25 protein-coding genes are annotated in these 24,334 nt (G+C 58.7%); 19 read left to right on the forward strand and 6 right to left on the reverse strand.

The window, feature by feature from the left end; translation table 11 throughout:
* Position 1: 1 nt before the first annotated feature.
* Both JNO48_12455 and JNO48_12460 read left to right on the forward strand, forming a co-directional pair.
* A complete protein-coding gene (locus JNO48_12455) occupies positions 2 to 1,495 on the forward strand; it encodes a glycoside hydrolase family 32 protein (GenBank protein ID QTE67984.1) in 1,494 nt (497 codons plus the stop codon).
* A gap of 5 nt (positions 1,496 to 1,500) precedes the next feature.
* Positions 1,501 to 2,463 carry a carbohydrate kinase gene (locus JNO48_12460; GenBank protein ID QTE67985.1) on the forward strand — a complete coding sequence of 321 codons (963 nt, stop codon included), beginning with the start codon at positions 1,501 to 1,503 and terminating at the stop codon, positions 2,461 to 2,463.
* A 68-nt stretch (positions 2,464 to 2,531) separates the two neighbouring features.
* On the opposite strand, the gene JNO48_12465 is transcribed toward JNO48_12460, so the two are convergent.
* Positions 2,532 to 3,083, reverse strand: coding sequence for a hypothetical protein (locus JNO48_12465; protein QTE67986.1), 552 nt, complete (start codon positions 3,081 to 3,083; stop codon positions 2,532 to 2,534).
* Between the two features lie 235 nt (positions 3,084 to 3,318).
* Between JNO48_12465 and JNO48_12470 the strand changes: the two genes are divergently transcribed.
* From JNO48_12470 to JNO48_12530, 13 genes are all read left to right on the forward strand, one after another.
* Entirely contained in the window at positions 3,319 to 3,687 is a 369-nt protein-coding gene (locus tag JNO48_12470) for a hypothetical protein (GenBank protein QTE67987.1), read from the forward strand.
* Positions 3,684 to 4,238: a metalloregulator ArsR/SmtB family transcription factor gene (locus tag JNO48_12475; protein ID QTE67988.1), complete on the forward strand. Its 555-nt coding sequence runs from the start codon at positions 3,684 to 3,686 to the stop codon at positions 4,236 to 4,238. Before JNO48_12470 ends, JNO48_12475 begins: the two co-directional genes overlap by 4 nt.
* A 245-nt stretch (positions 4,239 to 4,483) precedes the next feature.
* Entirely contained in the window at positions 4,484 to 5,629 is a 1,146-nt protein-coding gene (locus JNO48_12480; GenBank protein QTE67989.1) for a radical SAM protein, read from the forward strand.
* An 85-nt stretch (positions 5,630 to 5,714) separates the two neighbouring features.
* Complete coding sequence (locus JNO48_12485; protein QTE67990.1) at positions 5,715 to 5,909, forward strand: hypothetical protein; 195 nt, start codon at positions 5,715 to 5,717, stop codon at positions 5,907 to 5,909.
* Positions 5,910 to 6,145: 236 nt separating this feature from the next.
* Entirely contained in the window at positions 6,146 to 6,874 is a 729-nt protein-coding gene (locus JNO48_12490; GenBank protein ID QTE67991.1) for a L,D-transpeptidase family protein, read from the forward strand.
* Between the two features lie 184 nt (positions 6,875 to 7,058).
* Positions 7,059 to 7,268: a hypothetical protein gene (locus JNO48_12495; protein ID QTE67992.1), complete on the forward strand. Its 210-nt coding sequence runs from the start codon at positions 7,059 to 7,061 to the stop codon at positions 7,266 to 7,268.
* 160 nt (positions 7,269 to 7,428) lie between these two features.
* Complete coding sequence (locus JNO48_12500) at positions 7,429 to 9,141, forward strand: GNAT family N-acetyltransferase (protein QTE67993.1); 1,713 nt, start codon at positions 7,429 to 7,431, stop codon at positions 9,139 to 9,141.
* 122 nt (positions 9,142 to 9,263) lie between these two features.
* A complete protein-coding gene (locus JNO48_12505; protein QTE67994.1) occupies positions 9,264 to 10,184 on the forward strand; it encodes a carbohydrate kinase family protein in 921 nt (306 codons plus the stop codon).
* Positions 10,181 to 10,513 carry a DUF3795 domain-containing protein gene (locus JNO48_12510; GenBank protein ID QTE67995.1) on the forward strand — a complete coding sequence of 111 codons (333 nt, stop codon included), beginning with the start codon at positions 10,181 to 10,183 and terminating at the stop codon, positions 10,511 to 10,513. The genes JNO48_12505 and JNO48_12510 overlap by 4 nt, the downstream gene beginning before the upstream one ends.
* Positions 10,514 to 10,629: 116 nt before the next feature.
* Positions 10,630 to 11,157, forward strand: a complete 528-nt coding sequence (locus tag JNO48_12515) for an RNA polymerase sigma factor (GenBank protein ID QTE67996.1) — start codon at positions 10,630 to 10,632, stop codon at positions 11,155 to 11,157.
* The gene (locus JNO48_12520; GenBank protein QTE67997.1) at positions 11,150 to 12,067 is read left to right on the forward strand and encodes a zf-HC2 domain-containing protein; all 918 of its coding nucleotides are present in this window, start codon (positions 11,150 to 11,152) and stop codon (positions 12,065 to 12,067) included. The genes JNO48_12515 and JNO48_12520 overlap by 8 nt, the downstream gene beginning before the upstream one ends.
* Positions 12,068 to 12,222: 155 nt before the next feature.
* On the forward strand, positions 12,223 to 13,977 hold the full coding sequence (locus tag JNO48_12525) for an ATP-binding protein (GenBank protein ID QTE67998.1): 1,755 nt from the start codon (positions 12,223 to 12,225) through the stop codon (positions 13,975 to 13,977).
* 293 nt (positions 13,978 to 14,270) lie between these two features.
* Positions 14,271 to 15,869 carry a hypothetical protein gene (locus tag JNO48_12530; protein ID QTE67999.1) on the forward strand — a complete coding sequence of 533 codons (1,599 nt, stop codon included), beginning with the start codon at positions 14,271 to 14,273 and terminating at the stop codon, positions 15,867 to 15,869.
* Positions 15,870 to 15,920: 51 nt separating this feature from the next.
* Here JNO48_12530 and JNO48_12535 read toward each other — a convergent pair whose 3' ends face one another.
* The 5 genes from JNO48_12535 to JNO48_12555 all read right to left on the reverse strand — a co-directional run bounded on the left by JNO48_12535 (position 15,921) and on the right by JNO48_12555 (position 19,595).
* Entirely contained in the window at positions 15,921 to 16,463 is a 543-nt protein-coding gene (locus JNO48_12535) for a hypothetical protein (GenBank protein ID QTE68000.1), read from the reverse strand.
* A 211-nt stretch (positions 16,464 to 16,674) separates the two neighbouring features.
* Positions 16,675 to 17,619: a class B sortase gene (locus JNO48_12540; protein ID QTE68001.1), complete on the reverse strand. Its 945-nt coding sequence runs from the start codon at positions 17,617 to 17,619 to the stop codon at positions 16,675 to 16,677.
* A 104-nt stretch (positions 17,620 to 17,723) separates the two neighbouring features.
* Positions 17,724 to 18,290: a chromate transporter gene (locus tag JNO48_12545; protein QTE68002.1), complete on the reverse strand. Its 567-nt coding sequence runs from the start codon at positions 18,288 to 18,290 to the stop codon at positions 17,724 to 17,726.
* Positions 18,287 to 18,865, reverse strand: a complete 579-nt coding sequence (locus JNO48_12550; protein QTE68003.1) for a chromate transporter — start codon at positions 18,863 to 18,865, stop codon at positions 18,287 to 18,289. Before JNO48_12550 ends, JNO48_12545 begins: the two co-directional genes overlap by 4 nt.
* Before the next feature lie 19 nt (positions 18,866 to 18,884).
* Positions 18,885 to 19,595: a hypothetical protein gene (locus JNO48_12555; GenBank protein ID QTE68004.1), complete on the reverse strand. Its 711-nt coding sequence runs from the start codon at positions 19,593 to 19,595 to the stop codon at positions 18,885 to 18,887.
* 158 nt (positions 19,596 to 19,753) lie between these two features.
* On the opposite strand from JNO48_12555, the gene JNO48_12560 reads away from it, so the two are divergent.
* The 4 genes from JNO48_12560 (at position 19,754) to JNO48_12575 (ending at position 24,315) form a co-directional block, all read left to right on the forward strand.
* Complete coding sequence (locus tag JNO48_12560; GenBank protein QTE68005.1) at positions 19,754 to 20,164, forward strand: hypothetical protein; 411 nt, start codon at positions 19,754 to 19,756, stop codon at positions 20,162 to 20,164.
* 23 nt (positions 20,165 to 20,187) lie between these two features.
* On the forward strand, positions 20,188 to 21,150 hold the full coding sequence (locus tag JNO48_12565) for a LysR family transcriptional regulator (protein ID QTE68006.1): 963 nt from the start codon (positions 20,188 to 20,190) through the stop codon (positions 21,148 to 21,150).
* A 243-nt stretch (positions 21,151 to 21,393) separates the two neighbouring features.
* Positions 21,394 to 22,860, forward strand: a complete 1,467-nt coding sequence (mgtE, locus tag JNO48_12570; protein ID QTE68007.1) for a magnesium transporter — start codon at positions 21,394 to 21,396, stop codon at positions 22,858 to 22,860.
* 39 nt (positions 22,861 to 22,899) lie between these two features.
* The gene (locus JNO48_12575; protein QTE68008.1) at positions 22,900 to 24,315 is read left to right on the forward strand and encodes a flippase; all 1,416 of its coding nucleotides are present in this window, start codon (positions 22,900 to 22,902) and stop codon (positions 24,313 to 24,315) included.
* The last annotated feature ends 19 nt before the right edge of the window (positions 24,316 to 24,334 follow it).

Genomic DNA, 24,334 nt, shown 5'->3' on the forward strand with positions numbered 1-24,334 from the left:
GATGAAAAAGACAGTTGAGCACAGCCTGTTGTTTGCAAGGGTATATGAACAGGTCGCCGGGGGAGATATTCCGAGGGAAAGCCGCCCGGTGTTCCACCTGACCCCGCTGACCGGATGGATGAACGATCCGAACGGTTTCTCCTATTATCACGGGCAGTATCATCTGTTCTACCAGTATAACCCGTATGACACCGAATGGGACGCCATGCACTGGGGCCACGCGGTGAGCCATGACCTGCTTCACTGGACGTACCTGCCGGCCGCGCTGGCCCCGGACGCGCCCTATGATTCCTTCGGCTGTTTCTCCGGCAGCGCGATGGAACTGCCCAACGGGAAACAGCTGCTGATGTACACCGGCGTGCGCCAGGAAGGCGGCGACAAGGGATACGAATACCAGACGCAGTGCCTGGCTGTGGGCGACGGAAAGGACTACACCAAGTATGAGAAGAACCCGGTGCTGGATACCGGCGACATTCCGGAAGGGCTGAGCCCGTACGATTTCCGGGACCCCAAAATGTGGCGGAAGCCGGAAGGCGGATTCCGCTGCGTGGTGGGCGCCCGCCGGAAGGACAAGCGCGGCGTGCTGCTGCTGTTTGACAGCGAAACCGGATTCGACTGGAAGTATGCCGGCATCCTCGCGGAAAACGACGGCCGCTTCGGCCTGATGTGGGAATGCCCGGATTTCTTCCCGCTGGACGGAAAGGACCTGATCTTTGTCAGCCCGCAGGATATGCTTCCGGAAGGGTTTGAATACCACAACGGAAACGGAACGGTCTGCCTGGTCGGGAAATTCGACGGAAAGCAGTTCACCGAGGAACACAACCAGGCGATCGACTACGGAATCGACTTCTACGCCCCGCAGACCATCCAGACCCCGGATGGACGGCGCGTGATGATCGGCTGGATGCAGAACTGGGATACCTGTAAAACCACCGGCTATGAGGAGCGCCCCTGGATCGGCCAGATGAGCATTCCGAGGGAGCTGTTCCTGAAAAACGGCCGGCTGTACCAGCAGCCGATCCGGGAACTGGCGCAGTACCGGGGCCGGAAGATCGAGTATAAGGACGTTTTGCTGGACGGGAAGAAGGAACTGAAGGGGATCGAGGGCCGCGTGGTGGAAATGGATATCACACTCCGCCCCGCGGACACGGAGAATCCCTTCCGGAAATTCACGATGCGCTTTGCGCAGAACGAGAAGTATCATTCCGACCTCAGCTTCTGGCCGTATGAATCCTGGCTGCAGATTGACCGCAAGTTCTCCGGCTCCCGCCGGGCCTACATCCACCAGCGCCGCTGCCTGGTTTCCGACCGGCAGGGCGAGATCCACCTGCATGTGGTGATGGACCGCTTCAGCGTGGAGGTGTTCATCAACGACGGGGAACAGGTGATGACGGCCACCATCCTGACCGATTCGGACGCCCGGGGAATCTCCTTCGAGACTGACGGAAAGGTCCTCATGGATATCACAAAATACACACTGTTTGATGAGGAATGAAACGGATGAAGCATTATGACGTAGCGGCTCTCGGGGAGCTGCTGATTGACTTTGCCCCGCATTCCACCAACCCCGCGGGTTATCCGGTCCTGTCCGCCAATCCCGGCGGCGCGCCGGGCAACTTCCTGGCCGCGCTGACGAAGTACGGCTGCCGGACGGCCATGGTCGGCAAGGTGGGGGATGATACCTTCGGGCGGATGCTGGTGAATACCCTGCAGGAAGCGGGAATCGACACCCGGGGGATCCGGATCGATCCGGATGTGTTTACCACGCTGGCTTTTGTTTCCCTGGATGAAAGCGGAAACCGGGACTTCAGCTTCGCGCGGAAGCCGGGGGCGGATACCTGCCTGAAACCGGAGGAAGTGGATGAGGAACTGATTGCGGACGCGAAGGTGTTCCACTTCGGAACGCTTTCCCTGACGGATGAGCCCGCGGCCTCAGCCACCCGCCGGGCCATTGAACTGGCCAAAGCCCACGGGCTGCTGATCAGCCTGGACCCGAACCTGCGCAAGCCGCTGTGGAAACGGGAAGAGGACGCAAAGGCCGCCATCGAGTGGAGCCTGAAGCAAGCGGACATCATCAAGATCAGCGATGAGGAAATCGCGTGGCTGTGGGGAATCTCCCCCGAGGAAGGCGCCGAAAAGCTGCTGAAGGAATACGGCGCTTCGCTGGTATATGCCACGCTGGGACCGAAGGGCTGCTATGCCGCGACCGCGAAGCACCGCGTAACGGTGCAGAGCCCCTCCGGCATCCGGGTGGTGGATACCACCGGCGCCGGGGATATCTTCGGCGGCAGCGCGATGAGCCAGTTCATCCGCCTGGGGAAGGCCCCCGCGGACCTGACGGAAGACGAGCTGCGGCAGATTGTCCGCTTTGCCTGCACGGCGGCGAGCCTTTCCACGCAGGTGCACGGCGGCATCACCAGCGTCCCGGACCCTGCGGCCGTGAAAGGAAAAATGAACGAATAATCGCCCGAAAGGGTAATAAGGAAGGGCACCTGAAGCCAGGTGCCCTTTCTGCAGCCTATGAACAAAGATTATTTCCACTGAACCGCTGCAACCAGTTCATCGGTGGCTTCCTCCAGGGATTTCCGGGAGAAAGCGGACAGGGAGAAGATGTAGGTTCCGCAGCTGCCGGTGATCCGGATGCTGCGCTGGAAGACGGTGATGCTGGAATTGGTGAGGCCCACCAGCATTTCCGCATCGCAGACGAGCACGGGAACGCCCCAGAGCTCCGTTTCAGCGGCTTCCGAGACCTCATAGCTTTTCATGGTGTTTCCCTTGGCCGCCTGCTGGGAACTCATAGCCGCCTCGGCATTCCGGAGCATGGTCGTGAATTCTTCCGCCGCAACCGGTTCCGTCGACGGAAGCCAGATCGCGCTGACGGCGGAGGTGGAAACTTCGCCGGTGACGGTCCGGTAGTAGACAAACAGCGGCTGCCCGACCACCTTGAAGCTGGAGTAGTCCAGCGGGACCGTCGTCTGCAGGGTGAAGTCCTCAAACTCCGAGGTAACCACGCGGTCCGCCGCGGCCGCGGCGCAGCCGAGGAGCATCACAGCGGACAGGAAAAGGGCGAGCAGGCGCTTCATGGCGTTCCCTCCTTCCGGTCAGGCAGATGAAAAGCATATCTTTGAACCAATCCATTCTTTGATGTATTGATTCGCCTCCGGGCCCCAAATTCCTTTTTGCCTGACAGGGATCCAAATCAATTAGATAATTATCAAATTGGTATTGCAAATCCGATTTGAATATGATATTATGACGACGATCGAAGGAAATGCCATGGAATTCGAAACAGATTGGACTGATGGAGGACAGAACCGGATGGAACAGAAAATGGAAAAGCTGAACCGGTATTTTGAGGAGAAGATTGCCGGATGCGGACAGCGGGACAGGGAACTGAGCGCGGATGGCCGCGGGGATGAAGCGGTGTTTGAGAAAGTGCGCGGGAACATCTATGACGCGATGCGCACGTGGCTGGCTGTGGCGGCCCGGATCAATCCGGGAAACGCGGACGGAGCAAAGGACTTCTTCATCCAGCGGGTGGAACAGATTCCGGCCTCCTGGGCAGCTGCCTATGACAAGGCAAAGGAGCATGGGGACACGGTGCGGATGCAGACGGAACAGGTGAAGCTGGACGTGGTCCGGGAGGTCCGCGCGAAATTCGATGAGATCTGGGAGGGAGTGGAATGACAGAGACGGAAGCAATCAGCCTGTTCAAATGCCTGGCGGACAAATCCCGGCTGCAGATCCTGAAATCCCTGGCGATGGAGGACATGTATGTGGAGCGCCTGGCTGAACGGCTGGGCATCTCCGCGCCGACGGTATCCTTCCACCTGAAGAAGCTGGCGGACGCCGGGGCAGTGACCTCCTACAAAAGCCAGTACTATATGATGTACTCGCTGAACAAGGACATTTTTGAGACCAGCATGCTGGAAATCATCCGGGAAAAATCCGATGAGGCGGAGATCCAGGCCCAGCGGGACGCGGAATACCGGAAAAAGGTGATTGACGCTTTCTTCGAATACGGAAAGCTGAAATCCATTCCGTCCCAGCGGAAAAAGGAGCGCATTGTCCTGGAGGTCATCGCGGACGCCTTCGAGTATGACCGGGTCTATACGGAGCGGGAAGTCAATGTCATTATTGCAGACTTTTTTGATGATTTCTGCACAATCCGCCGGGATATGGTCGCGGAAAACCTCCTGGACCGGGATGCCGGCAGATACTGGCGCGTTCGGACGTAAAAAACTGCATATTGAAAATCAGGCGTTCCTGAGGAATCGGGAACGCTTTTTGCTTGCAATATCGGGACGGAAACCGATTCCCCCCAAAGACAGGGAGAACGCGCATTGAGACTCAGACATGTGTTTTTTGGTACAAACAACCAAAAGTGATCAATAACAACAAAATAAGTACTTGTTTTCCTTTACAAATAAAAGTATTTTTTATACAATGTGATTATCCGGAACATGGATGAAGGAGCGTGGCAATGGAAGGACCGGTAAAGGGAGTTGAATTCCTGGCTCAGTTGCGGGAACAGGGTGGCAGGAAAAAACCCAATTTCCGGGATCTTGCCGGGCTGCTTGACCAGAAGGCCAGGCAGAAAGGGATTCCCATCAGCGGCCAGTTTGAACTGACACCGTTGTGCAACCTGGATTGCAAAATGTGCTATGTCCACCTGAATCCGGACCAGCTCCGGGGACACTCCGTACTTTCAGTTGCAGAATGGAAAGACATCATGCACCAGGCCTTTGAGGCGGGAATGTTCCAGGCCTCCCTGACCGGCGGCGAATGCCTGGCATATTCCGGATTTGACGAGCTCTATCTTTATCTGCATGGTCTTGGATGCGAGGTTAATATCCTTAGCAACGGTGTGTTGCTCGACGAGAAGCGGATTCAGTTCTTCCGGGATCACAGGCCGGCTGATATCCAGATTACGCTGTATGGCTGGAACGATGATGTGTATGAGCGGGTAACTGGGAAGCGCACTTTCGAAACAGTTGTGCGGAATATCCAGATGGCGCAGAAAGCAAAATTATCTATTACGCTCTCTGTAACACCAAGTATCTACTTAGGGGAAGATGCACTGGAAACAGTTCGGGTTGCAAAGTCTCTATGTAGGGATGTAATTATTAATCCGATGATTTTTACTCCCCGAGAGGAAACTGGACGCTCAGGACAGATGGATGATCCCAGCTTGGATCTATATGTGCGGCTTTATCGGCTCGTAAATGAGATAAATGGGCAGGAATCTCGAGAAATATCTCCGGAACTGCTTCCAGCTCCTGGCGGGCCGTGCCACACCTGTACGGACTGCGGAATTAGGTGCGGTGGTGGCCGATCATCATTCACAGTGGATTGGAAGGGAATTTTAAGAGGTTGCAGTCGTTTGGACGGAGAACAGGGGTATCTGTTGGAGGAGAGCTTCAGTACAGTCTGGGCACGGATCAATGAGTGGTCGAACAGAATACCAAGGGTTCCTGAGTGCAAAGGCTGTCCTTATGAAGAAGTCTGTAACAACTGCGCGGCGAATGTGGCAATATTTGCTGAGCTTGGAAAGCAACCAATCGAGTTATGCAAACGGACGATGTATCTGGTTCAGAATGGTGTAATGCAGATTCCTGAATGCGACTGATCCATCTCGGAATAGTTGGAATAACAAAGACACTCACCGGCATTTTCCGGTTTGTGAATAGAAATCGAAAGAAAGGAGCAAAAAAATGAAGAAGGCATATGAAAGCCCGGTAGTTGAAAAGGTTGATTTTGATTATGAAGACAATGTGGTTGCTTCTGGTTCAATAGTTGAGACCAAAGATGGAGTAAAAAATTGTTGGTGCTGCAATGTAAACCCTAATCCCAAGCCCACTGTTTACACTTGGTGGCCTTTTATTTTCTTCTGCTGCCGCCGGTATTAATTTCTGAAACAAAACGAGATAATGGTTGTATAACCTGAATGGCCCCCCCTAGAAGAGAACCTCAAAGGGTTCGAATTCGGGGGGCTTTTTTGCAATTTTTCAGACGAACCAGCAGCCAGCTTTAGTATTGGTACCAGAACCATGGTATAATGACCGCAGAAGGACAACTGAAAACAGGGACAGGACCTGCGGCAGAACAAGCCCTGTGATTGCAGAAGAAAAGGAGATGCGGAAGAATGAAGAAACGGGTATGGATTTCACTGATCCTGGCGGTGGCGATGGCCCTGGCCTGTACTGCAGCGCTGGCTGAGGACGGCCTGTATGCCGGCAACCAGCCGGAAACGGATTCCCCGGAATGGGTGGTGAACCTGCCGCCGGCGCAGGACGCGGAGCAGCTGCTGATTGTGGCCGGGATGGGCATGGACAAAACCGCCGCGACGATCTCCATGCACCGGAAGGACGCAGACGGAAACTGGAAGCAGATCCTGTCAACGCCCGGGTTTGTCGGAAAGAACGGCCTGTGCGCGGACGCAGATCACAAGGAAGGCTGCGCGCAGACGCCTGTCGGGATTTACCGCTTCAACAAAGCCTTCGGAATCGCTCCGGATCCCGGCTGCGCAATCCCGTATATCCAGGTGGATGAGAATACCTACTGGAGCGGGGACCCGGACCGGCAGTACAACCAGATGGTGGATATCCGCGACGTGCCGGAGCTGGTGATGGATGACAGCGAGCACATTGTGGACTATGACTATCAGTACCAGTACTGCCTGAACATCAGCTTCAACGAAGACGGAACGCCCGGACGGGGATCCGCGATCTTCCTCCACTGCTTCGGCCCCTGGAAGCCCTGGACCGGCGGATGCGTATCCGTTCCGGAAAACATCATGAAGAAGATCATGCAGAACGTCCGAGAGGACTGTGTGGTTGTGATTGATACCTTTGAGAGCCTGGGCGTGGAATAAGAACAGACGAATCATACCGGCATCCGGACAGGAAACCCGCTGCGGGTTTCCCGTTTTTCTGCCCGGAAAGAAAAATAACGGGCTGTATATTTCCGCAGCGGTCCTGTATTCCGCCCTCTTCCGGTGGTATCCTGTAATCACGGTGAGAGGATCACCGGAAACGATGAAAAGGAGGGCACGAAAAATGTTTGCCATGATCGTTGGAATTATCGCTGTTGTGTATGTGGGAGCTGCGCTGCTGAGCGTGCTCGGCCTGATTTTCGGCACGCTGTTCTCCGTCACGATTTCCGTGGCCGGCTGGGTATTCTCCGGCAAGGGAATTCTCCTCGGCATCATTATCGGATTCCTCGCGGTGAAGGCGCTCCGCGGACGGAACACCATCAACGAGGGATAACGGACAAACTGAAGCCGCAGTAACAGACGCGGCCCAACCCCCGGCGGCGGAGCAATCCGCCGCCGGTTTTCTTCTGCCCTGAAAATTCCGGTTGAACTGCTTCTATGTTCTATGATATAGTATCGGAAAATTATCCGGCGGGGACAGGAGGCGGCGGCAGATGGCCTGTATTATCCGGAGGCGGGAGAGGAAGGACTGCGGGGAGATTGCCCGGGTGGTCACGGAATCCTGGCAGGACGCGTACCGGGGAATCATCGCGGACGACGTGCTGGACCGCCTGTCCGCCAGCGAGGAGGAACGGGCCCGGAAGGCGCTGGAGTGCTTTGACGACAACGACAACCACCAGTTTGTGCTGGAGGCAGACGGAGAAACTGCCGGGTTTGTCAGTGTCGGGATGACAGATGATCCGGAATTCCCGGGGCAGGGCGAGGTGTTTGCCCTGTACCTGCGGAAGGAAGTCCAGGGAAACGGATACGGCCGGAAGCTGATGGAGGCCGGGATGGAGGAACTGCAGCGGATGGGCTGCGGCCGGATCTTTGTCGGCTGCCTGGACGGGAACCCGTCCAACGGGTTTTACATCCACCTGGGCGGCCGGAAGGTAAAGACCCGCCTGTACCACGGGGAACTGCCGGAGAATGTGTACGAGATGGAAGGAAAGAAGGGAACGGGAATGACCGAGCTGAGGAAGTTGTCCGCGGAGGACGGACGCGATGTCTATGAGATGCTGCAGGCGATGCCGAAGGATGAGAACGGACTCATCAACAACGTGTATGGCATGACCTTTGACGAATACAAAGGATGGCTTACCAAAAAGGTGGCGGAATCCGAACAGGAGGGCCTCGTGGACGGATGGAAGGTTCCCTCCACCACATACTGGCTGTATGTGGACGGAACCCCGGTGGGCTTCGGCAATGTGCGGAGCTTCCTGACCGAAGCGCTGAAAAAGCAGGGCGGGAATATCGGCTACGGCATCGCGCCGGCATACCGGCGCAAGGGATACGGCAAGGAGCTCCTTCGGCTGCTGCTGCGGAAAGCGAACGAGACGGGAATCGGCAAAGCCCTGCTGACCATCCACGCGGACAACATTCCGTCCCGGAAGGTGGCGCTGGCCAACGGCGGCGTGATCACCGAGCAGACGGAAGAACGGATCTGGGTGTGGATCGATACGAAGGAACAGCTGGACAACCAGGCGCTGGTGGATTTCTGGAGCGGGGCGCTGGACCTGTCCGAGGAGGACCGGGAAGAGCTTGGCAAATGCAGCGCGGAGGACTGGAAGGAACTGGCTGTTTCGGAAAAGCTGTTTGCCGCGGCGGCATCCCTGGGAAACCGGAAGAAGGTGCTGGACTATGGCTGCGGCAACGGCTGGGCCAGCATTATCGCCGCGAAGAGCGGCTGCCCGGACGTGACCGCGGCGGATATGGCGCCCGGCGCGGTCCGGACGGCGGCGGCCTATGCGGAAGCCTTCGGCACAGGCGGGCAGGTGCATGCGCAGTGCATCGGCGCGGACTGGCTGCAGGGAGTTCCGGACGGCGCATATGACGGGGTATTCTGCTCCAACGTGCTGGACGTGGTGCCGCCGGAAACCGCGGAAGGTATCCTGAAGGAACTGGCGCGGACCGCGGCGGGGGACGCTTCGGTCATCATCGGGCTGAACTTCCGGCTGGATCCGGAGAAGGCAAAGGCCCGGGGGCAGGAGCTGGTGAACGGAAACATGCTGTATGTGGACGGCGTGCTGCGGCTGGTGACCCGGACGGATGAAGAGTGGGAGAGCATCTTCGCCCCGTACTTCACGGTGGAAAAGCTGGAGCACTTCGCGTGGCCCGGTGAGCCGGCGGAAACCCGGCGGCTGTTCTTCCTGCGGAAAAAAGCCTGATCATATGACGGGACCTGTCCCCGGAAACGGGGACAGGCCTTTTTGTTTTTTGGCTGGTGTTCCATATAACGGGGTGATATAATACGGGAAAAGACACAACCATATCCGGAAAGGAACGATCCATGATGAGACAGCCGGAGGCCTACCTGTTCGGCCAGGTACTGGGCACCCATTCCTTTTTGCTGAAGGACGGATTCCTGCAGCCGGATGAATACGCGGAGATCGGGGAACAGTATTTCCTGCCCGGCGGGGAAACCGGGACAGCCGCCACCGTGCTGGATTCGCTGGGCGTTTCCGTGCGGATGGACGGCACGTGGATCGGCACCGAGGTCGCGCCGATGCTGGTTTCCTTTTACCGGGACAAGCAGGTGGACCTTTCGCCCCTGCGCCTGATGGAGGACGATCCCGGGGTGATGGACTATGTGGTGATCGCCGGGCTGGTGCGTTCGCCCATGGGCCGCTTCCAGAAGCTGTTTTCCACCGGGAAGCGGTGGTGGAGCATTCCGCGGGAGGAGGATATCATTGGCTGCAGAGCGGCGGCCATCGATCCCTTCTTCCGGGAGGAAAGCCTGCTGGCCGCAGAGATCTGCCGGCGGCACGGGATTCCGTATGTGACGATCGATTCCCCGCACGATTCGGAACTGCACCGGCACGCGGCTGTGAACGTGGTGTCGAAGGAATGCACGGGCGAGCATTACAAAGGCATGGCGCCTGAGAGCATCATGGAAAAGCTGACGGCGGAGGCGGAAGGGCTGACGATCCTGACACAGGGCGGCGGCGAAATGCTGTACGGCCGGAAGGGCGGACCGCTGAAACGGATGAAGCCCTTTGACGTGGAGGTAAAGAGCACGCTGGGCGCAGGGGATACCTTCAAGGCAGGATGTGTATACGGCCTGCTGCATGGAATGAACGACGATGAGCTGGTGCGCTTTGCCAGCGCATGCTCGGCCATCGCGATTTCCCGGTTCCCGCTGCCGAAGCATCCGCCGCGGATTACGGAAGTACAGGAACTGATCGACCGGCAGGGGAGGACGAAAGCATGAAGCAGATGATCGGATACTGCGGACTGGACTGTGAAAAGTGCGACGCAAAACTGGCTACGGTCCACAATGACCAGGCGCTGCGGGAGAAAACCGCGAAACTGTGGTCGGAGCTGAACGGCGTGGAGATCACGCCGGAGATGATCTGCTGCGACGGCTGCCGCGTGGACGGGCGAAAGACGCCCTTCTGCGAAACGTTCTGCCAGGTGCGGCAGTGCGCCCTGGGAAAGGGCGTGGAAACCTGCGGGGACTGTGCGGAAATGGATAACTGCGAAAAGGTGGGCATGATCCACCGGAACAGCCCGGAGGCGCGGGCCAACCTGAAAGCCTGATCAGACAACAGAATCGGAGACGCGGCTGTGAGCTTTTCACAGCCGCTTTTTTATGGGCATAGAAAAAATTCGCATTCTTCCGGAAATTTCTGTATAATTTTCTGTAACGTTTGGATATGCCCGTGCGTCTTAATGGTGAGGAGGTGAGAAAGATGAACTTTGAGGAGATATACAACCGGTATTTCCGCAAGGTTTATGCTTTTGCCTACTCGCTTTCCCAGGACGCCCACCTGGCGGAGGAGATCACCCAGGATACTTTCTTCCGGGCGCTGCAGCACCCGGACCAGTTCGAGGGCCGGTCCTCCGTGGATTCCTACCTGTGCTCCATCGCGCACAACCGGTACATCTCCATCCTGCGGTCGCGGAAGAAGAACGCACCGGAGGAAGAACTGGAAACCGTTCCGTCCGGCGAGGACATCGAGGCGGACTACGAGCGGAAGGATGTGACGAAGCGGCTGCACGTGCGGCTGCACAGCCTGGAGGAACCTTACAAGGAAGTATTCACCCTGCGGGTGTTCGGGGAACTGCCCTTTGCGGAAATCGGTTCTTTGTTCGGCAAAGGGGAAGGCTGGGCCCGGGTAACCTATTTCCGGGCCAAGCAGAAGCTACAGGAAAAGACGAAGGAGGAATTCACCCATGAGTGAAAAGATATCCTGCGGAATCGCCCGGGACCTGATGCCCCTGGTGATCGATGACGCCTGCGGCGAGGAGAGCCGCCTGGCGGTGGAAGGCCATATTGCCGGATGCGAGGAATGCGCGAAGGTTTATGAGGCCATGAAGACGGAAATCCCGAGGCCCGCGGCGGATGAAAAGGAAAACGCCCACTTTGCGCAGTCCATGAAGAAAACCCGCCGGAAGAGCCGGTGGATCAAGATTGCCTGCGGTATTCTGGCGGCGATCCTGCTGCTGGTGACCGGCTGGAATGTGACCCATCCCGGATCGCTGTTTGCGGAAAAAACAACGGTGCCGGTTTCCTGGATTCATGACGCGCAACTGGTCCGGACGTCGGACGGATATATCCTGCTGCAGTTCACGCCGGATGAGAAATACCGGATGTACATGGGCGCCTTTCCATCACGCACTGAGCTTGTGGACGGGATACAGCTGAACGTTTCATTCCAATACTCCGACATGGCCAGGAAGCTGAACGTCCGTCCGCCGGTTACGGAAGAGAATGAGGTATGGAACCAGTTTGACGCGGAGATTCGCCACAACGGGAACATGATTATTCCGATCCGGTTCTTCTATGAGGACTGGCGGTACGAGAACGGCGAGGTCCGCCAGGCTGACTGGCGGGAAGCGACGGAAACAGAACTGGCCAGCATGAACCTGCCGGAAAGACGGGACGGGAAATCATACTATGTTTATGACTATCTGCCGGCAGAAGAAACCGGCGACCGGCTGGAGCTGGTGATCAGCGGCGGGGAGGAAATCCTCCCGGTATATGCCTCCGGTGATGTGATCCCGCTGATCGATCCGGAACTGGAGAAGGCGGTTCGCAGGATCCTCAACTATCCGGACATCGGCGAAGTGAGCAACGGCATGGGTCCGTAACCCGCCTCGGCATCCAATGAAAACAACCCCGCGCAGACTGCGCGGGGTTGTTTTTGTGCTCATCGGATGCTCCGGAAGGCCGGATCTGTGGTATAATCATTTTTAATGAAAGCGGACGGGAAGTCCGCAGGGGTCTGAAAAAAGGAGAACGTCCTATGATTCGCAAGCTGGTGCGGCAGATGCTGGCAGCGCAGGTTTTTTCCGCGCTGACGGTTTCCCTCTGCCTGCTGATTGACAATGTGATGATCAGCCGTTTCCTGGGGGAAACCGGCATGGCGGCCTACAGCCTGGCAAACCCGGTGCTGCTGGCCATCGGTGCGGTCGGAAGCCTGCTGGCCGCGGGCGTCCAGGTGGCGTGCAGCAAATCCCTGGGGCGCGGATCCCAGGAGGAAACGAACGCGGGGTTCTCCTCGGCGGTGGCCCTGGGCGGGGTTATTTCGATCCTGTTTGCGGTCGCGGTCGTTGTATTTCGCGCTCCGCTGGCCTCGGCGATGGGCGCCGGGCAGCAGGGGGAACTGTTTGAGCAGACCCGGGATTACCTGGCCGGCTTCTGCATCGGCGCGCCGGGCTCCATGGGGGCGCTGGTGCTGGTGCCGTTTATGCAGATGGCGGGGCAGAGCACCCTGCTGATCCTGGCGGTGCTGGGCATGACGGTGACGGACGTGGCGCTGGACCTGCTGAACGTGCTGGTGTTCCACGGCGGGATGTTCGGGATGGGCCTGGCGTCCTCCATCAGTTATTACGTCGCGATGGCCGTTGCGGCGGTGTATTTCCTTTCCCGGCGGAGCGTGTTCCGGTTCAGCCGGAAGCTGGTGACGGGAAGGAAGATGTCGGAGCTTTTCCGCGGCGGCGTGCCCGCCGGGTTCAATATGGCGTCCTCGGTGATCCTTGTGTACGCGATGAACCGGATCCTGCAGGGAACCGGCGGGGAGACGGCCGTGGCGGCATATGCCGTGATCACGGGCATCGGGAACGCGGCCAACTGCATTACCACGGGAATCGGCGGCGTGTCGCTGACGCTGAGCGGGATCCTGTTCAACGAGGAGGACCGGAACGGCCTGAAGGAGCTGACCGGCCGCCTGTGCCGGTACGGCGTGGTGCTGGGCCTGGGAATGGGCGTCCTGCTGGTGGTGTTCGCCCCGGCGTTCATCTCCCTGTTTATCCCGGAAGCCGGTATCATGAAGGAAATGGCGATTATTGGCCTGCGGCTGTTCGCAGCCGGCCTGGTGCCGTGCTGCATCAACAACGCGCTGAAATATATGTACCAGGGTACCGGGAAGATCGCCCTGACGGAGATCATCTCCGTGGCGGAGGGCGCGGTTTTCCCGGCGCTGGCGGCGCTGATCCTGAGCCGCCTGTTCGGCACCACCGGGGCCTGGCTGTTCTTTGCGGTGGGTGAAGTGATTACCCTGCTGGGCATCGGCCTGCTGATCCGCCGGAAGACCGGGAAGCAGCCCTGGAAGGATGGGGCGTTCCTGCTGGAGGAGAAGAATGCTGGAGCGCCGGGACACCTGCTGGAAACGGAAATCCGCACCCTGGAGCAGACCCAGGCGTTTGTACAGGCGGCGGAGCAGTTCTGCCGGATGCTGGGAGAGGACGCCGCCACGGCCAACCATATTGCGCTGTGTATTGAAGAGATTGCCGTGAACGTCGTGCAGCACGGGTTTACGGCGGATGAAAAGCCGCACCACCTGGCGGTGCGCCTGCTGGGCAAGGAGGACGCGTGGATCCTGCGCTTCCGGGACGACTGCACCGCCTTTGACCCGGTGCACTATGTGCCGGCCGGGGACGGGGAAGCCATCGGGCTCCGCCTGGTGCTGGCGATTGCCGAAAAGGCGTTCTATACCTATTCGCTGAACATGAACAACCTGACGCTCCGGCTGCGGAAGGGAAGCGCCGGGGAAGGATAAATCTGCCAAAAAAGGAAACGGAATGCCGGTACGCAGCGGCATTCCGCCCCTTTGGAGGTAACAAGGTGGTATATCATCCGGGTGGCTTACTCCCGGTTGATATCCGGGCAAGAGTTAGCAGTAACTAACCATATGCATCATACCAGAAGATGATCCATCCGTCAACCGGGGCGGATTGTTTTCTCTCTGTTTTTCGGCAAAATGGAGTTGTCCGTACCGGAAAGCAGGATTTGCATCCTGTCCGGTTTATGATATACTTAACAAAAATGACAATCCAACAGGAGGAATATCCAATGGCCATGATGGAACGTCCGCTGGTGCGGGAAACCGCTGGCGGCAGGTGCTGGGAGCATGAATTTGAACAGTTTTTCCTGAAGGTGTTTGTACCGGACAACGAAATCGACGGACAGGTGAACAACTACGGGTTCCGGGCGCCGTGCCTGCTGGTGTTCGAGGAAGAGAAGCAGGAGATGGACCAGGCGGTTTTCTTCGCGAAGGAAAGCGGCCTGGCGGAGATCGCCGCGAACGTGGACTCCAGCGTGCTGTTTGTATACCCGAAGGCGGAGGGCGGCTGGGCCGGTGCGGATGAAAGCCTGTACGCGGCCGTGATCGCCGAGATCAAGATGATCCAGGTGTACAAAGACGGCATCGTGGAGAACTACGACTTCTTCGCCCGGGTATTCAAGGGCTATTTCGTCCGCGGCGCGATCTTCCGCGCGGACATCTACAGCTTCGGAAAGTCCGCGGACTACGCGGCAAAGCACCTGCTGAAGACGCTGCAGGGAGAGTACCTGTGGGGCCCCGGAGAGATCACCCCGGCCATGGTTTCCATGCAGGGGCTGAGCGTAACCCCGGACGTGCAGCGGAAGGATATTGCGGTGCTCAGCGTGGGCAACAGCGCGGAAATCAATAAGGCGTTTGACGGCTGTGAGAACCTGCTGGTGAAAGAGAAGGCAGACTATATCGCGGATTTCAAGGGGTTTGTGAAGAAGTTCAAGATGTGGTGCGGCAAGATTGAGCTGGAGCCGGATTTCGCGGAGCTCGGCATGACCGAGGACGCGGGCTGCGTCGAAGTGAAGACCTCCCCGGACAACTGGCAGATCAAGGACCAGGCAGCTCATAAGGTTGGCTATTTCGCCTATTACAACAACGGCCTGTTCGACAACGGCCCGGTGCCGCTGGTGCTCGGCTTCCACGGCGGCGGCGACTCCTCCATGTACCTGACGTATGTGGCGGGCTGGTGGGAAATCTGCCACCGGTACGGCTTCCTGTACGTCGCGGTGGAAAACCACCAGTTTGTGACAGCCACCGAGGCGGTGGAGATTGTGGAAGCGCTGAAGAAGCGCTACCCGATTGATGAAAAGCGCATCTACGCCACCGGCTTCTCCATGGGCAGCGGCAAGACCTGGGACTGCTTCCAGGAATACCCGGATGTATTCGCCGGCCTGATGCCCTGCAGCGCGCTCTTCCCGGTGTACAAGACCTTCTACGGCGCGCCGGTGACGGACAGGCTGAACAAGACCGTTCCCGTGCCGGTGTTCTACTCCGGCGGCGAGGAATCCCACCTGCCTGAGCTGGCCTGCCAGGCGGATTCCGCGCTGGAGCGGATCCAGTACCTGGCCGAGGTGAACAAACTGGCGAAGAAGGATGAGTTTGACAAGCTCGCCTTTGACAAGAAGGATGAATGGGCCAGCCCGATCTGGGGTGTGGAGGGCGACCGCGTGGAGAGGATCCCGGATCCGTCCCGCGGCAGCGTGCTGACGGTCCACTACTACAACAGCACGGACGGCGTGTGCCGCACGGCGCTGGCCAGTGTCAGCGGCCAGATTCATGAGTGCCGGCACCACAGCATTGAGAACGCCTGGAAGTTCATCTCGCAGTTCAGCCGGTAAAAAACAGAATATGAAACAGGGCCGCCGGGGAAATCCGGCGGCCCTTCCTGGTTATCCGTTGGAATCATCCGGTGAGGCAGCCTCCAGGAGGGAGTTCGACTGGATGAATGCCAGGATCGCCTGATAGACGTCCTGTGAAATGACACCTTTTTCCAGCAGCAGATCCAGTGTTACGGTGAGGCTGCCCGCAGATACGGAGGCTTTGCCTTTCTTCGCCGTACGGGCAGTGTTCCCGCTGCTTTTTTTCACCTGCTTACCGGAAGAGGCGGAAGGAGCGCTCTCTGAACTATCGGGCGCGTTGCTTTCGGCCGGCTGTTCAGGCGCGGCAGGAAGTTCGGGTTCGGCCGGCAGTTCAGGAGCTGCAGGCGGTTCTGCCTGCGGGGCTGCGGTATCGGAAGGAGTTCTGTTCCGGCCATGCTGTCCGGAAGGCATCTGCCGGCCGGGTGCTGCGTTCCTGCCGTTCCGGCCGCCCTTCATTACGCTGGCGGAAGTGACCGCATCCGTACCGCCGGCGGGTTCTTCCGCCATGGCCGGGATGACTGCTGCACTGAGCAGCAGGCTCAGCGCCAGGGCCAGGGAAATCCATTTCTTCATTGCTTTTATACCTCCTTAGTGATCATCTGTCAGGATACATAGAATGTTTTTTGCCATCGGCGCCTTTTGATGACAGGATGATCATAGCGGAGAAGCCTAAAACAAAGCTAAAAAAGAAAGCCGGGGAAATATTCCCGGCGGAAGGTGAAGAGTTGGGGGAAGACAGAAGAACTGTTCCTCTGTCTTCCTCTGTCTTGCTGTCTTGCTGGTTTCACTTGCGGTAGGTGAGAGTAGACTCGGTTTCTCCGTCGCGGAGACGGCGGGCAGCGACGACCAGGCGGTAGTCGTCATCCTCCACGCAGGTGACGAGGAGGAGGATCTGGTCCTCCGGCTGCACATCGACGGCATTTCCGCTGATGGCCCGGGATTCCAGTTTGCGGATGGCAGCCTCCCGACCGGCGCGGGTGTGGTCGTCCAGGGACCAGATGTCGAAGTATCCGGAGGTGCCGGGCACGACGTTGATCTCCGCCGCAGCGAAGACGGCGTAGCGGCCGTCCTCATACATCGTGTCGAAGGTGATGAACCGGTTTTTGCGGAGGTAATCCCCGTCCCGGTATTTGCGGAGGCGGCCGAACATGCTGCCGGATTTCATGTTGTGCCCGTACAGGATGACAGTGTAGGGACGGGTTTCCAGGCGGGTGCCGGCATCCATGAAGATGGCGCCGTTGACGTTCTTTTTGCCGGTGGCGTCCCGGGTGAGGAAATAGCTGTTGTCCTTCAGGACCACGGGTTCGTCCACGCTGTCCATGCGGAGCCAGCCGGTGATATATTTGCCCTTCCTCCGCAGGTCCGTGAAACGGTCTGAAATGCGGAGGGAAGAATTGTACGGATAGGGAACGGCCGGCAGGAGGCCGTAATCCGCAGGAACTTCGGTGGCCGGAACCGCCGTGGGCGGCACAGGAACGGCAGTCAGATCTGCAGCCGGCGCTTCGGTGACCGGGACCGGCTGGTCATAGATGCTCCGGAGCTCCGCCGCGGTCTGCCGGGAAGCGGAAAGATCCGAGAAGTAGCGGATGAGCCCCGCGGCACCCCAGACGACCAGGGCGCAGGCAAGGACAGCCAGGAACAGGCACAGGAGCTTTTTCCGCTGCTGTGCCGGACGGGGATTCTGCTGCGCCGGAACCAGGTCCGGCCGTCTTTCCGGGTAATAAGGCATGATATTGTTCCTCCGTCAGATCAGGACACCGGTATTGTATCCTGTTCCGGCACGGCGGGCAATATGCAAAAACTAAGCGCATCCCGAAGGATGCGCCGGAGAAATCAGAATTTCAGGACGATGCCGACCACAGCGGAAAGGGCGATGAAAATCACCGGGTGCCATTTCAGCTTTTTCTGGGCGATGAAGATGACCGCGCCGAGGATGATTGCCTTCCAGATGAAGAACTCCCCGAGACCGGCGCCGGAGGTAAGCGCATCCAGGCGGACCAGGGCGACTTTCGCGACGTTGAGGAAGGCCACGGAGATCATGGCGATGGACGCCGGGCGGAGGCCATAGAACGCGCCCTCTACGATTTTGCTCTGGCGGAACTTCGCCAGGAACCGGGCGATGATCAGCGTGATGATGATGCTCGGAAGCGCCAGGGCGAGGCTGGCCAGGATGCCGCCGGGGATGCCCGCCACGCTGTATCCGGCGTAGGTGGACATGTTGATGCCGATGGGTCCGGGAGTGGACTCCGAGATCGCGATCATGTCGGCGATGTCGCTGTGGGTGAACCAGTCGGGGTGGTTGGTGCTCATCTCATAGAGGAAGGGGAGCGTGGCCAGGCCGCCGCCGATAGAGAACAGGCCGGTTTTGAAGAACTCGAACATCAGCGTGAGGATCGTCATTTCGCGTCACCCTCCTTCCGGGCGGCCCGGTTTCTCCGGTCCGAGATGATGACGCCGGCGACACCGGCCAGGATGACCAGCACGGCCGCCGGGATTTTCACCGGCAGGACGCCGGAGAAGGCGTGCAGCGCGAACACGATGATGTAGATCACGAGAGCAACCGGATCCACCACGGAGGATTTCCACAGGCGGAGCACCGCCTGCAGGATCAGGACGCAGACGCAGACACGGATGCCGGCGAATGCGTGCTGGACCACCTCCAGGTGGGCGAAGTTGCTGATGAACATGGCGATGAGCAGGATGAGGATGACCGGCCCGGTGAGGAAACCGACCGAGGCGACGAGTGCTCCTTTGACGCCGTTTCTCTTTTCACCGATAAAGGTGGATACGTTCATGGCGATGATGCCGGGAGTGCACTGCCCGATGGAGAAATAATCGCGCAGCTCGTCCATGGTGGTCCAGTGCCGTTTGTCCACAAGCTCCCGCTCCAGGATCGGCAGCATGGCATAGCCGCCGCCGAAGGTGACCAGGCCGATGCGGACGAAGGTCCAGTACAGTTCCAGCAGTTCCTTCATGGGATGCCTCCGTTCTGTGTTATTCATGATCCGGGGCGGGCGGGAGATCGTCCAGCAGGCTCAGCTGCTGCCCGCCGCCGCATCCGCGGCAGTAATGGATATACCAGCATTCATACGGCTCGGTGCACTGGGGCCCGGGCTCCATGGCCACCTCTTCCGCCTGTTTGCCGATGCGATTGAGGTTCCAGATATGGTCGTTGACCCAGGAATACAGGGCCTTGGCCTTTTCGGTGATCTCCACCGGCAGGAAGGGGTTTTCCTCGTCCGGCCCGTGGGTGACGATGAAGATCCGGTTGATCTTCAGGCCGCTGCGGGTGATGATGTAGTACTGGAAGCCGGCGTCGCGGATGAACTGCTCGTGGACCTCCGGCGCGTTCTTGACCTCATAGAAGTCGTATCCTGTTTCCGTTTTGCGGAGGATGTCCACCGCGCAGTAGTTGTTGTAGTGGCTGAAGGCCGCCTCGCAGATGACGGGCGTGCCCAGGGCCAGGTGCTCCTTCGTGCGCTCCAGCATGGCTTTCTTGTCCGGAATGAGGGTGCCGGGACGGTACACCGTCATTTCCTCATAGGGACCGAACATCGCCATGGCGCGGTCGCCGAAGTCGTTGCCGGCGTCGAGGCGGGCCTGCGTTTCCGGCGGAATGACGCGGAGATTGGGCTTGTGCCGGTCCAGCCAGAGCATTTTCGGGCACTGCATTCCGCGCATAAAATCGGTTTTGGTGATGGCCATTGAAGCTTCCTCCCGGGGACAGGGTATCCCCTGGGAAATTTTATCACGGAAAACGACATGTTTTCAATGATTTCTTTTGACATTGAACCATGCATATGATACTATATTTTGTGGCAATACACATTGAAACAACCGGATATGGAAAGGAACGGGGAGACATGTACTATCATATCGGCAAGAAGGTCCGTTATTTTGCGGTTGCGCTCTGCATTATCGGCGTGCTGGCTTCCATCGGGACAGGCGTATACCTGTATGCTGAAGAGAAACTGGACGTGGTGCCGGCCCTGGCCATCTGCATCGGCGGATCCATCCTGTTCTGGCTGCTCTCCTGGGTGACCTACTGCATCGGCGATACGAACGTGCGGATTGAACGCCTGGAGGACAAGCTGATTCCGAAGCCGGTTTACACCCAGTATCTTGCGGGCAACAATCCGCTGCGCGGGCAGTGCGAAATCTGTGGCAAGACGACGGACCTGGTGAACGCGAAGATCGAGGACAAGCTCGGCACGCGTTACCGGAAGCTCTGCCGGGAATGCTACATGACCAACAACTGCAAGCCGGCTGACTGACCCGGGAGAGGAATTTTATTCCCATGACGATTCAACAACTGAAATACGCAATCACCATCTCGGAGGTCGGTTCCCTGAACCGGGCCTCCGAGGTGCTCTATGTTTCCCAGCCGTCGCTGAGCAGCGCGGTGCGGAGCCTGGAGGAGGACCTGGGCATCACGATCTTCTCCCGCGGGGGGAAGGGCGTCGCGCTGACGAACGACGGCGCGGAGTTCATCCGCTATGCCCGCCAGGTGGTGGCCCAGTACGAGCGGCTGCTGGACAAGTATGGCCAGGGCGGCACGCTGAAGAAGAAATTCGGCATCTCCACGCAGCACTATTCCTTCGCGGTAAAGAGCTTTGTGGAAATGGTGAAGCAGTTTGACACGCAGGAATACGAGTTCGCGATCCGGGAAACGACGACCCGGGACGTGATTGAGGACGTGAGCACCGCCAAGAGCGAGATCGGCATCCTGTACCTAAGCGATTTCAACCGCAAGGCGATTGAGCGCATCCTGCGCGGGAACCAGCTGGAGTTCCACCCGCTGATCCAGTGCGACACTTACGCCTACCTGTGGAAGGGACACCCGCTGGCCGGGGAGAAATCCATCCGCCCGGAACAGCTGGCGGAATACCCCTGCCTGACCTTTGAACAGGGCGGAAGCGAGTCCTTCTACTTCAATGAGGAAACCCTGGCCAACGCGGAAAACCTGCGGATCATCAAGGCAACGGACCGGGCGTCCATGCTGAACCTGATGGTGGGCCTGAACGGGTACACCGTGTGCTCCGGCATCATCTGCGAGGAGCTGAACGGATCCGACTATGTGGCGGTGCCTTTCCGCGGCGGGGAGGAGACGGCCGGCAGCCGGATGGAGATCGGCTACATCATCAAGCAGAACATGATTATGAGCAACATGGCGCAGCTGTATATCGAGGAGCTGAAACGGTACCTGGGGACCATTCCGGCGAACATCGGAAGCACCGTAAAAACCGAAAAACAAGGTTGACTTTTCCGAGGGCGCAAGGGTATAATTATCAAGGTTTTTGAGCCGGATTCTTATCCGGCTGGACATGTGAAAAATAAGGAGGGAATGTCATGGACGCTGGGAGTAGCAGCGGCACAGCCGTTGGGCGAAGACGGCAGAGCGCGGGCGCCATGGCGTTCCCGCTCTGATATCTGAAATCGTCCGCCTGCGGGCGTCGTATGCTTACTGCTGGCTTCATCATCCTGTTAATGGGAGGGAGCAGGCATGGCGGAGCATTCTGTCACGGTAGAAAACACTTTACAGACACTTCTGGCTGACAAAAAGTACGCAACCATCCGGGACATCCTCGTAACCATGAACCCGGCGGATATTGCCGCGGTCTTTTCCGGTGTGGAGCAGGAAAAGCTGCCGCTGCTTTTTCGTCTGCTGCCGAAGGAACTGGCAGCGGAGAGCTTCGTGGAAATGGAGAGCGAGGAGCAGGAAGCCCTGATCAAGGGTATCAGCGACAGCGAGCTGCGCGAGGTCATGGACGAGCTGTACGTCGACGACGCGGCGGACATCGTGGAAGAGATGCCCGCGAATGTCGTGCAGCGGATCCTGGCGCAGTCCGATCCGCAGATGCGCAAGGAGATCAACGAAATCCTGCAGTATCCGGAGAACTCGGCCGGTTCCGTGATGACCACGGAATACGTGAAGCTGAGCCCCGGCATGACGGTGGGGGACGCGATCCTGCGGATCCGCCGCACCGGCGTGGACAAGGAAACCATTTACACCTGCTATGTGCTGGACAACCGGATCCTGGTGGGCACCGTATCGGTGAAGAGCCTGCTGCTCGCGCCGAACGACCTGCAGACGATTGACAGCGTCATGGATGAAAACGTCATCACGGTGACCACCCATACCGACCAGGAAGAAGTGGCCCGGATGATGAGCAAGTACAACCTGCTTGCGATCCCGGTTGTCGACCGGGACAACCGGATGGTCGGTATCGTCACATTCGACGACGCCATGGACGTTATGGAAGACGAGGCCACCGAGGACATCGAGATCATGGCCGGTATGACGCCGAGCGACAAGACCTACCTGCGGTCTTCGCCGTTCGACCTGTTCAAGCACCGGATTCCCTGGCTGAGCCTCCTGATGATTTCCGCCACGTTCACGGGCCTGATCATTTCCGGGTTCGAGGACCGGCTGGCCGCGCTGGTCTGCCTGACCGCGTTTATCCCGATGCTGATGGACACCGGCGGTAACTCCGGTTCCCAGTCGTCGGTTACGGTGATCCGTGCGCTGTCCCTGGGCGAACTGGAGTTCGCGGACCTGCCGAAGGTCATCTGGAAGGAATTCCGCACAGCCCTGATCTGCGGCGGCGTGCTGGCGCTGCTCTGTTTCGGCAAGGTGATGCTGATTGACCACCTGATGCTGAAGACCGATGGTGTGGATTTCATGGTGGCCCTGGTGATCGCCATGACGATGGCGGTGACCGTGGTGTGCGCGAAGATGGTCGGCTGTACGCTGCCGATGCTGGCGAAGAAGCTGGGCTTTGACCCGGCGGTAATGGCCAGCCCGTTCATCACCACAATTGTGGACGCGCTGAGCCTGCTGGTTTACTTCGGAATCGCCAGCGCCCTGCTGCCTGCCCTGCGTGAAGCCGCGGCCGTACCGGCGGATGCCACCTCCATTGTGAAGCAGATCACAGACCACCTGGCGCTGGCCGCCCGGTCAATGCACTGAGCCGGATAATAAAACCGAAAAACAGGAGTGAAGGACGGAATGAGTACCCGTAAGAACGCGGCCTACAACATCGCGTACCGGGTGTTCTCCGTCCTTCTTCCGCTTGTGACGATGCCGTACCTCACCCGTGTATGCGGGCAGGACGGCGTCGGTTTATATTCCTACGCGTGGACGATCAGCGAATTCTTCTGCCTGGCGGCCATGCTGGGCCTGAACGATTACGGCGTGCGGGCGGTCGCCCAGGTGCGGGACGACCGGGCAAAACTGGACCGCACTTTCTCCGCCATCTGGCAGATGCAGCTGCTGACGGCGGGCTCGGCGCTGCTGGCCTGGTTCGGCTATGTGTTCCTGTTCGCCGGCGATGAAAAGTACATCGCCCTGCACCTGACGATGATGAGCGTGAGCTGCCTGTGCAGCTTTGACTGGGCCCTGATGGGCCTGGACCAGTTCAAACCCGTGGCCCTGCGGAACACCTTTGTGAAGCTGGCCGCCGCGGCATGCGTGTTTATCTTTGTAAAAAGCAAGGCGGACCTGTGGGTGTACGCGCTGGTATGGAGCCTGGCCACGCTGCTGGGCAACCTGAGCTGCGTGACGGCCATGCGGGGCCGCGTGAAGTATACCCCGGTGCCGATGCGGGAAAGCCTGAAGCACCTGGGCCCCTGCGCGGTGCTGTTCATCTCCGTGCTGGCGGTGAGCATTTACCGGAAGATGGACAAGGTGATGGTAACGCTGATTTCCGGCGAGGCCCAGAACGGGCTGTACGAGGCCGCTGAAAAGGTGATTTACTGCCTGAGCGGGTTCATCTCCGCCATCGGCACGGTGATGCTGCCGAAGGTGACGCATATGCGGGAAAAGGGCGAAACGGAAAAGATCGCCCGGCATATCGACCGGAGCATGGACCTGGTGATCTGCATGGTGAGTGCCATGGCCTTCGGCATCGCCGCAGTGGCGGACCGGCTGGCGCCGCTGTACTTCGGGGAAGATTTCCGCGCTTCCGGAATCCTGATGGCGCTGCTGGGCTTTACGCTGATCATGATCGGCTTTGCCAACGTCATCCGCACCCAGGTGGTGCTTCCGTCGAAGCGGGACCATATCTTCGTGCGCAGCGTATGCTGCGGCGCGGCGGTGAACCTCACCGCCAACCTGTGCCTGATTCCGCGGATGGGCGCCATGGGCGCCGTCATCGGCACCCTGCTGGCGGAGATGACCGTGCCGGTGGTGCAGTTCATCCTCCTGCGGAAGGAGCTTCCGTACGGAAAGTATATGCGCCATGTACTGGCCTACGCGGTCATCGGCGGGATCATGCTGCTGTGCGTGCGGGGCATCGGAATGCTGCTGCCGACGGAAACCTGGGTGAACCTGGGAATCCAGATGGTGTCCGGCGCGGCGGTTTACGGGATCCTGTGCCTCATTTACTGGAAGCTGGCAAAGAAAGGCCTTTTCTGGAAAGACTGAAGATTTTACACCGCTGTTA

This window comes from Clostridiales bacterium, from assembly GCA_017569285.1.
Classification (GTDB): Bacteria; Bacillota; Clostridia; order Christensenellales; family Aristaeellaceae; genus Aristaeella.

What these genes read in the sequence shown, in the direction of transcription:
- JNO48_12455 (QTE67984.1), top strand. Translation starts at nt 2, where the DNA reads ATGAAAAAGACAGTTGAGCACAGCCTGTTGTTTGCAAGGGTATATGAA.
- JNO48_12460 (QTE67985.1), top strand. Translation starts at nt 1,501, where the DNA reads ATGAAGCATTATGACGTAGCGGCTCTCGGGGAGCTGCTGATTGACTTT.
- JNO48_12465 (QTE67986.1), bottom strand. Translation starts at nt 3,083, where the DNA reads ATGAAGCGCCTGCTCGCCCTTTTCCTGTCCGCTGTGATGCTCCTCGGC.
- JNO48_12470 (QTE67987.1), top strand. Translation starts at nt 3,319, where the DNA reads ATGGAACAGAAAATGGAAAAGCTGAACCGGTATTTTGAGGAGAAGATT.
- JNO48_12475 (QTE67988.1), top strand. Translation starts at nt 3,684, where the DNA reads ATGACAGAGACGGAAGCAATCAGCCTGTTCAAATGCCTGGCGGACAAA.
- JNO48_12480 (QTE67989.1), top strand. Translation starts at nt 4,484, where the DNA reads ATGGAAGGACCGGTAAAGGGAGTTGAATTCCTGGCTCAGTTGCGGGAA.
- JNO48_12485 (QTE67990.1), top strand. Translation starts at nt 5,715, where the DNA reads ATGAAGAAGGCATATGAAAGCCCGGTAGTTGAAAAGGTTGATTTTGAT.
- JNO48_12490 (QTE67991.1), top strand. Translation starts at nt 6,146, where the DNA reads ATGAAGAAACGGGTATGGATTTCACTGATCCTGGCGGTGGCGATGGCC.
- JNO48_12495 (QTE67992.1), top strand. Translation starts at nt 7,059, where the DNA reads ATGTTTGCCATGATCGTTGGAATTATCGCTGTTGTGTATGTGGGAGCT.
- JNO48_12500 (QTE67993.1), top strand. Translation starts at nt 7,429, where the DNA reads ATGGCCTGTATTATCCGGAGGCGGGAGAGGAAGGACTGCGGGGAGATT.
- JNO48_12505 (QTE67994.1), top strand. Translation starts at nt 9,264, where the DNA reads ATGATGAGACAGCCGGAGGCCTACCTGTTCGGCCAGGTACTGGGCACC.
- JNO48_12510 (QTE67995.1), top strand. Translation starts at nt 10,181, where the DNA reads ATGAAGCAGATGATCGGATACTGCGGACTGGACTGTGAAAAGTGCGAC.
- JNO48_12515 (QTE67996.1), top strand. Translation starts at nt 10,630, where the DNA reads ATGCCCGTGCGTCTTAATGGTGAGGAGGTGAGAAAGATGAACTTTGAG.
- JNO48_12520 (QTE67997.1), top strand. Translation starts at nt 11,150, where the DNA reads ATGAGTGAAAAGATATCCTGCGGAATCGCCCGGGACCTGATGCCCCTG.
- JNO48_12525 (QTE67998.1), top strand. Translation starts at nt 12,223, where the DNA reads ATGATTCGCAAGCTGGTGCGGCAGATGCTGGCAGCGCAGGTTTTTTCC.
- JNO48_12530 (QTE67999.1), top strand. Translation starts at nt 14,271, where the DNA reads ATGGCCATGATGGAACGTCCGCTGGTGCGGGAAACCGCTGGCGGCAGG.
- JNO48_12535 (QTE68000.1), bottom strand. Translation starts at nt 16,463, where the DNA reads ATGAAGAAATGGATTTCCCTGGCCCTGGCGCTGAGCCTGCTGCTCAGT.
- JNO48_12540 (QTE68001.1), bottom strand. Translation starts at nt 17,619, where the DNA reads ATGCCTTATTACCCGGAAAGACGGCCGGACCTGGTTCCGGCGCAGCAG.
- JNO48_12545 (QTE68002.1), bottom strand. Translation starts at nt 18,290, where the DNA reads ATGACGATCCTCACGCTGATGTTCGAGTTCTTCAAAACCGGCCTGTTC.
- JNO48_12550 (QTE68003.1), bottom strand. Translation starts at nt 18,865, where the DNA reads ATGAAGGAACTGCTGGAACTGTACTGGACCTTCGTCCGCATCGGCCTG.
- JNO48_12555 (QTE68004.1), bottom strand. Translation starts at nt 19,595, where the DNA reads ATGGCCATCACCAAAACCGATTTTATGCGCGGAATGCAGTGCCCGAAA.
- JNO48_12560 (QTE68005.1), top strand. Translation starts at nt 19,754, where the DNA reads ATGTACTATCATATCGGCAAGAAGGTCCGTTATTTTGCGGTTGCGCTC.
- JNO48_12565 (QTE68006.1), top strand. Translation starts at nt 20,188, where the DNA reads ATGACGATTCAACAACTGAAATACGCAATCACCATCTCGGAGGTCGGT.
- mgtE (QTE68007.1), top strand. Translation starts at nt 21,394, where the DNA reads ATGGCGGAGCATTCTGTCACGGTAGAAAACACTTTACAGACACTTCTG.
- JNO48_12575 (QTE68008.1), top strand. Translation starts at nt 22,900, where the DNA reads ATGAGTACCCGTAAGAACGCGGCCTACAACATCGCGTACCGGGTGTTC.